We start from the raw sequence: 13789 nt of genomic DNA on the forward strand, positions 1-13789 counted from the left end.
GAAACCCATGGTCACCGCTAAAAAAGCACCCAAAGCAGCCGCAGTCCCTGAGACAAAGGCGCCTGCCAAAAAAGCTGCTCCCGCGCCTGTGGCGACCGCCGCGCCCAAGGCAGCAGTTGCAAAAAGTCCAGCCAAAAAAGCAGCCCCGGCCAAGGCCAGCGTCAAGCCCGCAGCAACACGCCCAGCCGTGACGGCCGAGCAGCGTCACAACTACATTGAGGTGGCGGCTTTTTATGTGGCACAACGGCGCGGCTTCGCTCCCGGCAATCCGATCGATGACTGGGCCATGGCCGAGCGTGAAGTTGATAGCCTGATTGCATCAGGGCATTTCTCCAAATAGTCGGTTCCAGGCGGCTGGCTTGCCGCCTCATGAAACAATCGCGCGCATCCAGTCAGGCAAATCGATCGCTTTTTGTTTCGGAAAATCCACCCAGATTGTGGTGGCGCCACCCGCGGCATAAATGACACCGGGCTGGTCGGCCATTTCCATCGTGGCCCATGTCTCAAAGGTGGTGCGGGCTGGCTCGCTGGCGTACATTTTGACCAGCACATTGCCGGGGTACTCCAGCTGCTTGTAGAAGTTGCAGAAGGCATTGACGATCACCGGGCCCTCACCGAGCGGATTGGGCATGCAACCGGCGGCACGCATCCAGTCGATGCGGCAGGTTTCCAGATAACGGAAATATGTGGTGTTGTTGACGTGCCCCATCGCGTCCATGTCACCCCAGCGGATCGGGATCACCACTTCGAACACCAGTTTCTTCCGGTCCGGTATGTCATATTTCATCGCTATCTCCTGTTCTTGATGTTTTTTAATGGCTTGCACGCTGGCCAACGCCAGCAGCGCGCGGGTGCGGCAAAGACCTCCATCACCAACAGGGCCGCGCCATGGCGGGTAAATACCGAGCGTCGCGCTGGCAAAGCCTGTTGGCCCACGGTTAAACCCGTCGCTGCCAGCCAGCGAGCGGCCACATGGCGCTGCAATGGTGATTGACGCTTGATCTGACTGTAGGCCAGCGGCGCGCGGGCGATGCCTGAGCGCCTGAACAGCACATCGGCCAATGGCCGGCTGCCCAAACCCCGCACCGAGCGCCAGGCACCCACCGAGGCTGCGTGCGCGGTCACGCTGCGGGCGAACACCAACGGCTGGCCATCCACCTGCAACATCACCTCACGCGCATAGCCCACGCGCCGCACGCCCACACCCAAGGCGCGCGACTCATCGGCTGTGAGCGGCTGGCGCCCCTGCGCCAATACCTGCACGCTGAAGTTGTCACCCGTGGCCGCCAGCCGGGCGCTCAACGAGCCGGGGGCTTGCAGCCAGCGCCGCAAACCGCCGCGCGCCGGGGTGAATGTTCTCCAGCCCATCAGCGATGCGCCCTGATCGAGGCCAGAATGCCCAGCGTGAACAGCACGGCGGCCCAGGCTTGCGCCGCCGTTGGCCAGACACCGTCCCAAACAAACGAATAAAACAAGGCAAACAAGGTTTCACTCACAATCAACTGGCCACATAAACTGACGCTCAGGCGCTGGCTGGCCATATTCCACAGAATGCTGCCAGCCCAGCCAGAACCGATGCCGGTGGCGATACAGGCAATAACGATCAGACCTTGATTGTCAAGCGTCGACAGCGTCTGCAGGTCAGAACCCAGCAGCAGCCACAGCAAAAAAGCACCCACCCCGGTGGCCACGCCAATCCAGTTGGCCCACTCGGTGGCGCTGACCTCAGGGTGGCGCTTAAGCCAGGCCGCGTTGACCAGGGCAAAGGCTGTCCAGCACAGCATGGCCCCCAGCGCCAGCAGCACACCCCACCAAAACTGACCACCCCCGGCAGGCAACTGTGCCGCGTGGCTCAATGTGGACTGCATCATCAGCGTCAACCCGCCCAGAGTAAGCAGCAACCCCGGCAGCAAGCCCGCCCATTTGAGTCCGACCGGCTTGCCCAGCAGCATGACCCAGATCGGGATGGTGCCAATGATGAGCGTGGGCACTTCAGTGCCCGCATAAACAATACTTTGCGCCAGCAGCAGGTAGTAACCGGTGGCGCCCAGCAGGCTCATGCCCAGGGCAGTTACCGCCTGGCGTGGCGTGGGCCAGGTGTGGCGGCGCCAGGTCACCAGCATGGCCAGCGCGGCGATGCCGCCAAAACTGATGAAGCGCCCGGCGGTCAGGTCCACAGAACTCAGGCCTGGCGTCATCCGTGGCACCACAAACACCATGCCCCATAAAGCCCCCGCAGCCAGGCCAGCCATCAATCCGGTCAGCATGCGGGCCTACACCGCAAAGCCATCGTCGGCCGAAATCACGGCTCCGTTGATGAAATGGCTTTGGTCAGAGCACAGCATCACCAGCAACGCATCCAGGTCTTGCGGCTTGCCGATGCGTTTGCGCGGCAGCATTTCGATGAGTTTTTGGCCCGAATCTGTTTGCCAGTGCGCGTGGTTGATCTCGGTGTCGATATAGCCCGGGCAAATGGCATTGACGTTGATGCCAAAGCGGCCCCATTCCACGGCCATGGCCTTGGTCATTTGAATCACCGCCGCCTTGCTCATGCAATAGACGCCAATTTTGGGCAACACCTTGAGGCCTGCCATGCTGGCGATATTGATGATGCGCCCGCCGGTAAAACTCCCTGGTGCCGTCCCTTGCGCGCGCGCCAGCATGCGTCTGCCAACCTCTTGCGCCACAAAAAACGCGCCTTTGACATTGGTGTCGAACATGAAATCAAAATTGTCCTCGTTCACGTCCACCAGGCGCTGCGTGGTGCTGACGCCTGAGTTGTTGACCAGAATGTCGATCGATCCGACTTCGGTCTCGGCGTGCGCCACAGCCGACTTGATCGACGCCAGGTCGGTCACATCGAGCTCAACCACATGTGCGTCGCCACCCTCGCAGGTAATTTGCGCACGCAACTCCTTGAGTCTCTCAATGCGACGACTGGCCAGCACCACGGCGGCACCAGCTTTGGCCAGCGTGCGTGCAAATTGCGCCCCCAAACCACCCGAGGCGCCGGTAATCAAGGCCACCCGGCCCGAAAGGTCAATGCTGTATGCCATGTTGTCTACTCCGTAATAATAGAACGGCTGTTCTATTATGGGCAGTTGGTTGCCTGAAACCCGGATTTGTCGAAGACAATTCGGACAGGTTTCAGCCAACTTCAGCTTGGCGTGAGTTTAATCAGTTGATGAAGAAAGCCCCACCATGACAAACCAAGACATTCTTAACCAATTTGGCCCGCGAGAATCCATGGAATACGACGTGGTCGTGGTCGGGGGCGGCCCCGCCGGCCTGTCCACTGCCATTCGCCTGAAGCAACTGGCTGCAGAGAAAGGCCAAGAGCTCTCGGTGGTGGTGCTCGAAAAAGGCTCCGAGCCCGGCGCCCACATCCTCTCGGGCGCGGTGCTCGACCCGAAGTCACTCACCGAACTCTTTCCCGACTGGAAAGCCATGGGAGCGCCCCTGAACCAGCCGGTCACGGACGAGGCCATGATGTTCCTGTCTGAGACCACCGGTTACCGCACGCCCAACATGTTCCTGCCCGAATGCAGCCAGAACCATGGCAACTACATCATCAGCCTGGGTGCACTGACGCGCTGGCTGGCTGAGCAGGCGGAAGGTCTGGGGGTTGAAATCTTCCCCGGCTTTGCGGCGGCGGAAGTGCTGTACGACGACAACGGTGCCGTAAGAGGTGTGGCCACCGGCAACATGGGCGTGGAAAAGAATGGCGAGCCCGGCCCCAACTTTCAGATCGGCATGGAGTTGCTGGGCAAATACACCGTGTTTGCCGAAGGCTCGCGCGGCCATCTGGGCAAACAAGTCATTGCCAAATTCAATCTGGACGAAGGCTGCGACCCGCAAAGCTACGCCATTGGCATCAAGGAGCTGTGGGAGGCCGAACCCAGTCGCCATGAACCCGGTCTGGTGGTGCACACCGCCGGTTGGCCGATGGAAAATGACACCTACGGCGGCTCGTTTTTGTACCATATGGAAGACAACAAGATCGCCCTGGGCTTCATCACCGGCCTCAACTACAGCAATCCTTATCTGAGTCCGTTCGAGGAATTCCAGCGCTGGAAGACCCATCCCAACATCCGCTGGTACCTGGAAAATGACAAGGGTGAAGTCACCGGCAAGCGCCTCGCCTATGGTGCGCGCGCCATCACCGCCGGTGGTTTGTTGTCGCTGCCCAAGACCGTGTTCCCCGGTGGCGCGCTGGTGGGTTGTGACGCAGGATATTTGAACGTGAGCCGCATCAAGGGCAGCCACGCCGCCATCAAATCCGGCATGCTGGCGGCAGAGGCGGCGTTCGACGCCGTGACTGCTGGCCGTGCGCAGGATGAGTTGAGCGCCTACCCCGAAGCCTTTGAAGCCAGCTGGCTTTACACCGAGCTCAACAAATCGCGCAACTTCAAGGCCTGGTTCAAACATGGCCTGACGGCGGGCACCCTGATGAACGGCCTGGAACAGTTTGGCTTGAACGGCCACATGCCCTGGACCATCCGCCGTGACAAGCCCGACCATGCCTACCTGAAACCGGCCTCGGAATGCAAATCCATCGACTACCCCAAGCCCGACGGCAAGCTGACCTTTGACCGCCTATCCAGTGTCTTCATCAGCAATGCCAACCACGAAGAAAACCAACCGGCGCACCTGACACTCAAGGATGCCAGTGTGCCGGTCAGCGTGAACCTGGCCAAATATGCCGGCCCCGAGGCGCGCTACTGTCCGGCGGGTGTCTATGAATACGTGAAAAACGACGACAACACCGACCGCCTGCAGATCAATGCGCAAAACTGCGTGCACTGCAAGACCTGCGACATCAAGGACCCAACCCAAAACATCGTCTGGGTGACGCCCGAGGGCGGTGGCGGACCGAATTACGCGGGCATGTGAACATGACAAATCGGGAATGATGAGAAGTTGGCAATCCAGTTCGCCTGACTCCAGTATGGCGGCGTGCTTGGCACGCTCCAGCACCTGCGCCCGCGAACCAACCACCCGAATTCACCACGTTTTTTTGGGCTGATTGACGGCATAAGGCTGAAAGCGGATCTACAGTTTGCCGATCTGCCTGCCGCATATCCGCCGTTCATTCTTCTCGCCTCGGATTGGACCGGAATTACTACAACTAACGGATGCGATACGAGTAGTGGCAGCCCACGCAGGAGCCGCTCAGCGTGGGCAGCGCGGCCAGGGCCTTTTCGCGGTCCCCCGTGGCGGCGATGGCGGCGAACGCGCTGGCCGTCTTGTGACCTTCCAGACCGAGTTCGTGCATGGCGGGCGGCATGTTGGCGCCGGGGCGGGCGTCCACCGGCAGGGCACGGTTCTTGCCCATCGCCGTCTGGCCCAGCTCTTTTTCGGCCAGTTCGCCGGCTTCCTTCAGCTTGCCGGCCACCGTCAGGCTGATGATCTCGTTCAAGTTCAGCAGGTTGGCACGCATTTCCTCACGCAGATTGGCCTCGGCCGCCGGCGGCATTTTGGCCAGTTGACGCGCATCCTCCGCCGCGAAGCCTGTGCCCGCCAGGAAAGCCAACAGGACCATACCTTTTCTGAACATGATGAAACTCCTAAAAATCAGTGGCCCCTTATCTTACCCTCCGGTAATACAAGGCCAGGAGTTTCCGAGGTGTGCAAGGCGATGGAATTATGGAGGGACGCAACTTCGAGAAATCAGAAGGAAGTCAACCCACAGGAGGCTTCCAAGCGAGCGACTGAATAAAACTGTTCATAACTGGGGACTGTCATAACGACCAGGAGTCGAAATTCACCAGTGACCGGTTACAAGCACCGACTCATCGAAATTTCCATCCCAGTTCGGTTGAATGGGGCACCTGCACAGTCAGACAATGATCAGACATGCCCATCGGCAGGTTTACGATGCGCTGCACTGCGAAGGCATAGTGCGAGCCAGCGGCAAGAGCCAAGGCTCAGATACGGGAGACCTTGCCAATGGCCTGCAATTCGTGGAGCAGCGACAAGCGCTCCAGCTTCTCGATGGGCAAATTCAAAAATAGCGAAATGCGCCGTTGCATCACCATAAAAGCATCGGTAAATGCGGCGTCGATTTGCTGATCGGTGCCTGAGACTGACGCCGGGTCCGGCACACCCCAGTGCGCCGACAGGGGCTGGCCTGGCCATACCGGGCAGACTTCTCCAGCGGCCTTGTCGCACACGGTGAGCACAAAGTCCATCAGGGGCGCGCCAGGCGCGGCGAATTCAGCCCAGTCTTTGCTGCGCAGTTCCCCGACCCGGTAGCGATTTTTCTCCAGCAACGTGACCGCCCGCGGGTTGACCTGGCCCGCTGGAGTGCTACCCGCGCTATAGGCCCTAAAGCGACCACCGCCCAGTTGATTGAGCAGCGCCTCAGCCAAGATGCTGCGGGCCGAGTTGTGGGTGCAAATGAACAGCACGTTCATCACTTTTTGGTTCATCAAGACACTCCTTTGTGTGACAGAGTTGGAAAAAACATTCGGAGACCATTCGCAGCAATTCAGACTCAGGTAGGACAGCAACGCGTTCATCGTGTCAAATGCCGCCCAGTAAATCAGATGGCGGCCATCGCGCTGCTGGCTGATAAGACCGGCGGCGGACAGTTCTCGCAGATGAAACGACAAAGCGTTGGGCGCAATCGCCAGGGCATCCGACAAACGCCCCGGTGTCATGCCCTGGGCGCCCATCACCACCAATTGCCGAAAAATCTGCAGCCGCGAGGCTTGAGCCAGCGCCGCCAGCGCGCGCAAGGTCTCGGCTTCTGTCATGCAGCGACCACGGCTTGGGGTTTGACCACTGGCAACGCCAGCGTCACCGCCCAGCAGATGACCAACATGAGTGCCGAGCCGATCAGCGCGTACAGCAGCCCGCCCCACTGGTACAGCAGGCCAGACAGCAGCGTGCCCAAAAAGCGCCCCAGCGCGTTGGCGGCGTAGTAAAAGCCCACGTCTTCCGCCGCCTTCTCAGAGCCTGCGTAGGCCAGTACCAGGTAGGAATGCACCGACGAGTTCACCGCAAACGCAAAGCCAAACAACCCCAGGCCACCCACCACCACCCATTCCAGATGCGGCAACTTCAGCGCCACAGCCACGGCCAACGCGATGGGAACCAGCGCCAAAAGCCCGGACCACAGGCGGGCCGCAGGCACTTCTGACGTTAAACCATCGGCACTGCGGCGTACCAGCTGCGGTGCCAGCGCCTGCACCAGGCCGTAGCCAATGGTCCAGCTGGCCAGAAAGCCGCCGACCATGGTAAAAGTCCAGCCGCTGGCGTACAAAAACACCGGCACACCCACCACAAACCACACATCACGCGCGCCAAACAGCACCACTCGCGCCGCGGCCAGCAGGTTCACGCCACGGTTTTTGGCAAACAGTTCTTTGGCGGATTTGGAGGCCTGGCTTTTGCCCATCAATTTGGGTACAAATCGCAGCACGCCCAGCAGCACCAGCCCCAGCAACGCCGCCATCAGCCAGAGCGAGCCGCTGAACCCCAGCTGGTCCAGTAACAGGCCGCCCAGGAAAAAGCCCACGCCTTTCATGGCGTTTTTGCTACCAGTGAACCAGGCCACCCACTTGAATAGCTGGCCCTCAGCCTCACCCGCTGTGAGTTTGATGGCCGATTTGCTGGCGGTTTTGGTCAAGTCCTTGGCCACGCCGCACACCCCTTGCGACAGCACCACCCAGGCCACCGACAAAGTGGCCGACCAGGCGGGCGAGAGGGCCGAAAGCAGCAAAAATCCGGTGATCTGGGTGCACAGCCCCACGACCAGCATGCGCTGGATGCCATAGCGGGTGGCCAGCCAGCCACCAATCAGGTTGGCCAGCACACCGGCCGCCTCGTAAAGCAGAAACAAAAAAGCTAGCGTGAACGGTGAGTAGCCGAGCCGGTAAAAGTGCAGCAGCACCAGCATACGCAGCGCACCATCGGTCAGCGTGAAGCCCCAATACGCGGCGGTGACGATGGCGTAGTTGCGCGCGGCGCTGGCGCCGGCCGTGTGGGTGGTCATGGCCTGAAAGTTGATGGTTCGTGGATGGGGCCTTATATGCCTCGATGCCGCATATGGCAGGCCAGGTCCACCATGCGGGTGGCGTAGCCCATTTCGTTGTCATACCAGGCGTAGACCTTGAGCAGTGTGCCGTCGGTGACCATCGTTGAGAGGCCGTCCACGATGCTGCTGCGGGTGTCGCGGGCGTAGTCGGCACTCACCAGTGGGCGCGGCTCGTAGCCCAGAATGCCTGCCAGCGGGCCGCTGGCAGCGGCGGCGGCAAAAAGCGCGTTGACCTCCTCGGCCGAGGTTTCCCGCTTCATCTCAAACACGCAGTCTGTCAGCGACGCATTGAGCGCTGGCACGCGCACCGCGTGGCCATTGAGTTTGCCCTGCAGTTCCGGGTAGATCAGCGTGATGGCGGTGGCGCTGCCGGTCGTGGTGGGGGCCATGTTGACCATGGCGCTGCGGGCGCGACGCAAGTCTTTGTGCGGCGCGTCCACCACCAGGTTGGTGTTGGTGGGGTTGTGCAGGGTGGTGATCTGGCCGTGGCGGATACCAATGGCTTCATGCACCACCTTCACCACTGGTGCCAGGCAGTTGGTGGTGCAGGAGGCAGCGGTGACGATGTGATCACGCGCCGGGTCATACAGGTGGTGGTTGACGCCGACCACGATGTTCAGCACGCCGCCCACCTTCACCGGCGCTGCCACAATGACACGTTTGGCACCGCGGTCCAGGTGGCCTTGCAGGGTTTCGGGGGTCAGAAACTTGCCGGTGCATTCCAGCACCACATCCACGCCCAGATCGCCCCAGGGAATTTCGGCTGCTGTGGCGTGCGATGAAAATGCCAGTTGCTTCGTGCCGATGTGCAGGCGGTCAGCACCGTCGGCAGCAATGTCGGTGCGCCAGCGGCCTTGCACCGTGTCAAAGGTGAGCAGGTGGGCGGTGGCATCGGCACCGCCTTTGAGTTCGTTGAGGTGCACCACCTCCAACCGGTTGTCCGCGTGCGGGTCATCTGCTGGACGCTCGGCGGCGCCCAGAGCGGCGCGCAGCGCCAGACGGCCTATGCGACCCATGCCATTGATACCTACTTTCATGCGGACTCCTTGTGGATTGGATTGAAGTGAAACGTCGTGCAGTGCACAGGATGGCTGAGCGCTCAAAGTCGAATTTGCACGATGACCCTGTGTATATTTCAATAATCGTTGAAATATAAATACAGTTTGTGACAAATGCGTGACAAATCGCTGTCTATAGGTTGGCTCGACACGAGCAACGCTGAGTTGGCGTTTGATGTGATACCCCATCCGGTGCGTCTTTCATGCCGCTACCGTCATCGCAAAAATCGCTCAGGCGATATGAACCACTCGACGCAACTGCTCCCAATGTCGGGTCTTGGTCGTGGAGCCATCGGCATCCAATATCTGTGTGACCGTTTAACGCTGCAGGCCTGACGTTTACCAATTCACAGCAAGGCTACCCAATTTTGCGCGCTTCCATGTAGTAGCGCTTTTCACGGGCTTGCCCCAGCGAAAAGGTCTTGCGCGGCAAGGCGCCCTCCAGAATCACGGTCTTGAACAGTTCGGATTTGTGCATGCCAGCCAGATAGAAGCCAGCATTGCCAGTTTGCAGAGCCAGGCGCTCCAGCACGTCAGCGCCGTGCACGTAGTCAAGCGCATCGGCGCCGCCATCCTGCATAAACTTGTCCAGAAAATATTGCAGGGTGCCCACCGGCAAGTTAAACCCGGGTCGATCGATTTCAAGCACACCAAAAGTTTGCCCACCACCGATCCAGCCGATGGTGTGACGGGTGCCGCCAGCGCTATCGACACGCTCTCGCATGGCTTCAGCAGACGCCATTGGGGTGTAATTGACGTTGGCACCAAAGGCCCGCTTGAGTTCAAGCAGCAGGTCCTTTTTCAGTCCAAACAGCAAGCGGTGGATGGCCTCAAACGCCAGCGCTTGATCGTGCACGTTTTCAACTTCAACCAGCGCAAAACGGCTGGGGTGGTCCGGACCAAGCAGGGGCTTGTTCTTTTCCCAGATCGCCTTGGCGGTCGCCAGTGAATGATTGCCATCGCCCATGGCAAACAACAGCACCGGGCGCTCCGTTCCAACACCGTATCTGGCTGCAAAGTGGTCTGGCTTCGCCAGCGCACGCAGCGCTTGCACCATCCGCTGTTCAGCCTGCCCGGTGACGGCGAACCCTGCCAGATGGCCGCCGCCTTGCATCAGATCAAAGTCATAGAGCGGTTTGAGATCGGCTTTGGCAGCCGTCAACGGTGCAATGACCGTGTGATCCGGGTCATCAATCAGCACCAGGATGTGCGGCAACTCCAGCGCCGCAGATTCACGAATTTTGATGCGCGGGGGCAAGCGGTCAACAATCGTGCCCTCTGTGGCACGAATCAGGCTGGCGGAACCCGCCTGATAGTCGTAACTCTCCAGATCCAGACACATGACCACGCCATGGCGCGTGTTGCCGGCCACGCTGCGCTCGACGTACACCATGCCGTCGTGTGGCACAACAACACCGGCTTGCAGGTAATCCTGCATGGTCCTGCCAATTGCCGCGATGCGCTCGGGTGCCCCCGGTTGGTCCAGATACACCTCGGGAAACATCAGCTTCAGGGTTGACGGCGCGTCACCCACCGTTTCCTGCACTTCGCGCCAATAATGCGGCTCCGCGGTGAACTGGTCACAGGCAATCACCGCCCACTTTTGCAGGTCGACACCGGGTGCGGGCAGATAGACCAGCGGGCTCTGGATGCCAATGTCGGCGTAATTTTTCATGAGGCTCCTGTTGTGTTGATCGTTTATGCGACCGATTATTCACTGAACTGATGCCACAACTGGCTTGGCGGCCGGGCCATGCTGCCACGGCATTGGCAATGTCTGGTGTTCGTCGCATTTTTGACCCACAATAGGAATTCAAACATTGCAGGACGATCAAAACATGGGTTCTCAAAAAGGTCAGTCGGAAGCCATACCGACGACACCGTTCAGGATACACGGCCAGATCGAGTACCGCGTCAAGGGTCGCATTCTGCACACGACGGCCAGGGGACCGTTCAGGGAAATCGTCGAAGCCATTCCCGCCACCGTCACCGGATTCATTCAGAGGCTGGCACAACAGGGCCGTTGGGGCCAGATCGTTATCTTCCAGCAAAGCGCCTTGATGCCAGCTGCATCCCTGCAGAATTTTGCTGTCTATCTCAAGCTGAGGTATGTAAATTCGGAGATTAAGCCGGCTGTTGCCCTGGTTTTGGAGCCCGGCCTTGAGGGAGGCGAGTTGATGGCGCCGCAATTTCTGAGGTGCTATCTCGAAGCCGGCATCAAGGTTCAGGTGTTTGAAGACTATGTCAGCGCGTTGAATTGGGTGGAGTCCGAAATCAGCCAGTTCTCAACGCGACTTCAATGGAATGACAGTTTCAAGATCGGCGATAAGGACATTGACGAACAGCACCGGGAGCTGTTCCACCGCGCCACTCATGTTTTGGCCGCGACCTCCCATGAGGGGCAGGTGATTGCTGCCATGCGGCTTTTTCAGTACATGCGCGCACACCTCTCGCACGAGGAAGAACTGATGCGACGACTTCAATATCCAGACTATGAAGCCCATGCGCTGGAGCATCACGCGTTGATCGTCGGGCTCAACACGATTTCGCTCAGGATTGCCAGCGAAAACCTGGTGAAGGCCGACCTGGAGAGGTTCATCGGAGACTGGTTTTTGAGGCATATGGAGACAGCCGACACCGACTTGGCCCGCTTTGCCAACGCGACCCGATAAAGGGCACCCAACCCTCGGCAGTACAGGCCGCGGGTTTTGTCGACCAGCCGATGATCACGCGCTGCCTGTAGAATTTGGCCTGTCAGGAGAGAGCCAGCCCTTGCGCTGGCCGCCGAAGGCGCAGGGTTGCTGATTGCAGCAGTTTGAACGCTCAGGCAAAAGGACTGACAAGCGTCACCAAGTCGACAGACTTTTTGACGACTCCCCACTGGAGAGAGGTCAACCTTGGCGCATGCGCCAGGGCCGATCCACCGAAGGAGCAACCCAAAACCGGCGCCCTGCGTGACTGGTGTTGGCGAATCTCTCAGGTAAAGCGGACAGCGGGGGCAGCCCATGGCATTGACACTGCGTCAGGCCATGGAATTTGATTTGCCCCCTGCTCTATCGGAGTATTGATGTCCGCCACATCTGACGACCTTCTCAAAGTCCCCCTCAACGACCTTCACATTGCCCTGGGTGCCCGCATGGTGCCGTTTGCGGGTTATGCGATGCCGGTGCAATACCCCGCAGGCCTGATGGCCGAACACAAACACACGCGCACGGCAGCCGGTCTGTTCGATGTGTCGCACATGGGGCAGTTGCGCCTGGTCGGGCCTGATGCCGCAGCCGCGTTTGAGAGCCTGATCCCGGTCGATGTGATCGATCTGGCGGTGGGCAAGCAGCGCTACGGCCTGCTGCTCAATGAGGATGGCGGCATCATCGACGACCTGATGTTTGTCAACCGCGGCACGGACATCTTTGTCATCGTCAACGGCGCCTGCAAGGTGGGCGACATCGCCCACATCCAGGCCAAAATTGGCGGCCGCTGCCAGGTCATTCCCATGCCCGAACGTGCCCTGCTGGCGCTGCAAGGCCCGCAAGCCGTGACCGCCCTGTCGCGCCTGGCGCCCGGCGTGGAAAAACTGGTGTTCATGACCGGCGGCAACTTTGCCGTGCAGACCGGCGACCGGACGATCAACGTGTTCCTGACCCGCAGCGGCTACACCGGTGAAGACGGTTTTGAAATTTCGGTGCACGCCGATGATGCGCTGGCGCTGGGCAAGGCGCTGCTCGCGCAGCCCGAAGTCAAACCCATTGGCCTGGGCGCGCGCAATTCACTTCGGCTGGAAGCCGGCCTGCCGCTTTACGGCAACGACGTTGACACCACCACCACGCCGGTGGAAGCCGGCCTGCAATGGGCGATCCAGAAGGTGCGCCGCATCGGTGGTGCCCGCGCCGCAGGGTTCCCGGGTGCGGCCAAAATCCTGGCTCAGCTGGGCGGTGAGGCGGGTTCGCTCACGCGCAAACGGATTGGCCTGAAAGCGCTGGAGCGTGTTCCGGTGCGTGAACATGTTGAACTACAAAACCTGGCCGGTGAACGCATCGGAGAAGTCACCAGCGGCCTGCTCGGCCCCACCATCGACCAACCCATAGCCATGGGCTACGTGCCGCCATCGTTTGCCACCCCGGGCATCCAGGTCAACGCCATGGTGCGTGGCAAGCCGGTCAGGATGGAAGTGGTGGCCATGCCCTTTGTTCCAACCAACTATTTCCGCGGTTAATCTTCCCTTTTCCCCTTCAACACACGACCTATCCTGAGAACTCTTATGACGATCAAATACACCCCCGACCACGAATGGATCAAGATTGACGGCGACATCGGCACCGTCGGCATCACCCACCACGCGCAAGACGCCCTCGGCGACGTGGTGTTTGTCGACCTGCCCGAGGTGGGCAAAACTTACGCCGCCAAAGACCCTGCCGCCGTCGTCGAGTCGGTCAAGGCCGCCGCCGACGTGTACATGCCCGCCGATGGCGAAGTGCTGGAGGTGAACGAAGCGCTGCGCGACGACCCCTCGCTGGCCAATTCCGACCCGCTGGGCGCGGGCTGGTTCTTCAAGTTCAAGCTGTCCAATCCATCCGACCTTGACACCTTCATGGACGAGACCAGCTACTCCGCTTTTGCCGCTGACGCCCACTGAACAGGCCGACCATCATGACCCCCATTGCTCTTTCGCCTTTGGGCGAGCTTGAAAACG

The 13789-nt window shown here is 60.0% G+C and carries 14 protein-coding genes, 1 pseudogene and 2 riboswitches; of the genes and pseudogenes, 5 read left to right on the forward strand and 10 right to left on the reverse strand.

Annotated elements, in window-relative coordinates:
* Positions 1 to 7 precede the first annotated feature (7 nt).
* A complete protein-coding gene (locus GPS82_RS03240; RefSeq protein WP_296490863.1) occupies positions 8 to 340 on the forward strand; it encodes a DUF2934 domain-containing protein in 333 nt (110 codons plus the stop codon).
* Between the two features lie 27 nt (positions 341 to 367).
* Here the strand turns inward: GPS82_RS03240 and GPS82_RS03245 are convergent, their stop codons facing one another.
* Genes GPS82_RS03245 through GPS82_RS03260 form a run of 4 tightly spaced genes read right to left on the reverse strand, consistent with a single transcriptional unit; the run spans position 368 to position 3056 of the window.
* On the reverse strand, positions 368 to 787 hold the full coding sequence (locus GPS82_RS03245; RefSeq protein ID WP_296490867.1) for an acyl-CoA thioesterase: 420 nt from the start codon (positions 785 to 787) through the stop codon (positions 368 to 370).
* Between the two features lie 2 nt (positions 788 to 789).
* Positions 790 to 1368, reverse strand: a complete 579-nt coding sequence (locus GPS82_RS03250) for a chorismate lyase (protein ID WP_296490870.1) — start codon at positions 1366 to 1368, stop codon at positions 790 to 792.
* Positions 1368 to 2267: a DMT family transporter gene (locus tag GPS82_RS03255; protein ID WP_296490873.1), complete on the reverse strand. Its 900-nt coding sequence runs from the start codon at positions 2265 to 2267 to the stop codon at positions 1368 to 1370. Before GPS82_RS03255 ends, GPS82_RS03250 begins: the two co-directional genes overlap by 1 nt.
* 6 nt (positions 2268 to 2273) lie before the next feature.
* On the reverse strand, positions 2274 to 3056 hold the full coding sequence (locus GPS82_RS03260; RefSeq protein ID WP_296490877.1) for an SDR family oxidoreductase: 783 nt from the start codon (positions 3054 to 3056) through the stop codon (positions 2274 to 2276).
* A gap of 145 nt (positions 3057 to 3201) precedes the next feature.
* Between GPS82_RS03260 and GPS82_RS03265 the strand changes: the two genes are divergently transcribed.
* The gene (locus GPS82_RS03265; protein WP_296490879.1) at positions 3202 to 4893 is read left to right on the forward strand and encodes an electron transfer flavoprotein-ubiquinone oxidoreductase; all 1692 of its coding nucleotides are present in this window, start codon (positions 3202 to 3204) and stop codon (positions 4891 to 4893) included.
* Positions 4894 to 5128: 235 nt separating this feature from the next.
* On the opposite strand, the gene GPS82_RS03270 is transcribed toward GPS82_RS03265, so the two are convergent.
* The 6 genes and pseudogenes from GPS82_RS03270 to GPS82_RS03295 form a co-directional block, all read right to left on the reverse strand.
* A complete protein-coding gene (locus GPS82_RS03270; protein ID WP_296490880.1) occupies positions 5129 to 5557 on the reverse strand; it encodes a cytochrome C in 429 nt (142 codons plus the stop codon).
* A gap of 370 nt (positions 5558 to 5927) precedes the next feature.
* On the reverse strand, positions 5928 to 6431 hold the full coding sequence (locus GPS82_RS03275; RefSeq protein ID WP_296490904.1) for an arsenate reductase ArsC: 504 nt from the start codon (positions 6429 to 6431) through the stop codon (positions 5928 to 5930).
* Positions 6432 to 6578: 147 nt separating this feature from the next.
* Positions 6579 to 6758: pseudogene (locus tag GPS82_RS03280) on the reverse strand (helix-turn-helix domain-containing protein); the annotation flags it as partial.
* Positions 6755 to 7999, reverse strand: a complete 1245-nt coding sequence (gene arsJ, locus GPS82_RS03285) for an organoarsenical effux MFS transporter ArsJ (protein ID WP_296490883.1) — start codon at positions 7997 to 7999, stop codon at positions 6755 to 6757. The gene arsJ and the pseudogene GPS82_RS03280, both read right to left, overlap by 4 nt.
* A 32-nt stretch (positions 8000 to 8031) precedes the next feature.
* On the reverse strand, positions 8032 to 9078 hold the full coding sequence (locus GPS82_RS03290; protein WP_296490887.1) for an ArsJ-associated glyceraldehyde-3-phosphate dehydrogenase: 1047 nt from the start codon (positions 9076 to 9078) through the stop codon (positions 8032 to 8034).
* Positions 9079 to 9457: 379 nt separating this feature from the next.
* Positions 9458 to 10774, reverse strand: coding sequence for a DUF1015 domain-containing protein (locus tag GPS82_RS03295; protein WP_296490889.1), 1317 nt, complete (start codon positions 10772 to 10774; stop codon positions 9458 to 9460).
* Positions 10775 to 10937: 163 nt separating this feature from the next.
* Between GPS82_RS03295 and GPS82_RS03300 the strand changes: the two genes are divergently transcribed.
* The 3 genes from GPS82_RS03300 to gcvH all read left to right on the forward strand — a co-directional run bounded on the left by GPS82_RS03300 (position 10938) and on the right by gcvH (position 13732).
* The gene (locus tag GPS82_RS03300; protein WP_296490892.1) at positions 10938 to 11771 is read left to right on the forward strand and encodes a hemerythrin family protein; all 834 of its coding nucleotides are present in this window, start codon (positions 10938 to 10940) and stop codon (positions 11769 to 11771) included.
* Positions 11772 to 11844: 73 nt separating this feature from the next.
* Positions 11845 to 11948, forward strand: a riboswitch (glycine riboswitch).
* Between the two features lie 21 nt (positions 11949 to 11969).
* Positions 11970 to 12102, forward strand: a riboswitch (glycine riboswitch).
* A gap of 64 nt (positions 12103 to 12166) precedes the next feature.
* Complete coding sequence (gene gcvT / locus GPS82_RS03305) at positions 12167 to 13312, forward strand: glycine cleavage system aminomethyltransferase GcvT (RefSeq protein ID WP_296490895.1); 1146 nt, start codon at positions 12167 to 12169, stop codon at positions 13310 to 13312.
* 45 nt (positions 13313 to 13357) lie between these two features.
* Positions 13358 to 13732, forward strand: coding sequence for a glycine cleavage system protein GcvH (gcvH, locus tag GPS82_RS03310; protein ID WP_296490898.1), 375 nt, complete (start codon positions 13358 to 13360; stop codon positions 13730 to 13732).
* Positions 13733 to 13789: the final 57 nt, after the last annotated feature.

The organism is Rhodoferax sp. (assembly GCF_011391645.1).
Taxonomy (GTDB): Bacteria; Pseudomonadota; Gammaproteobacteria; order Burkholderiales; family Burkholderiaceae_C; genus Rhodoferax.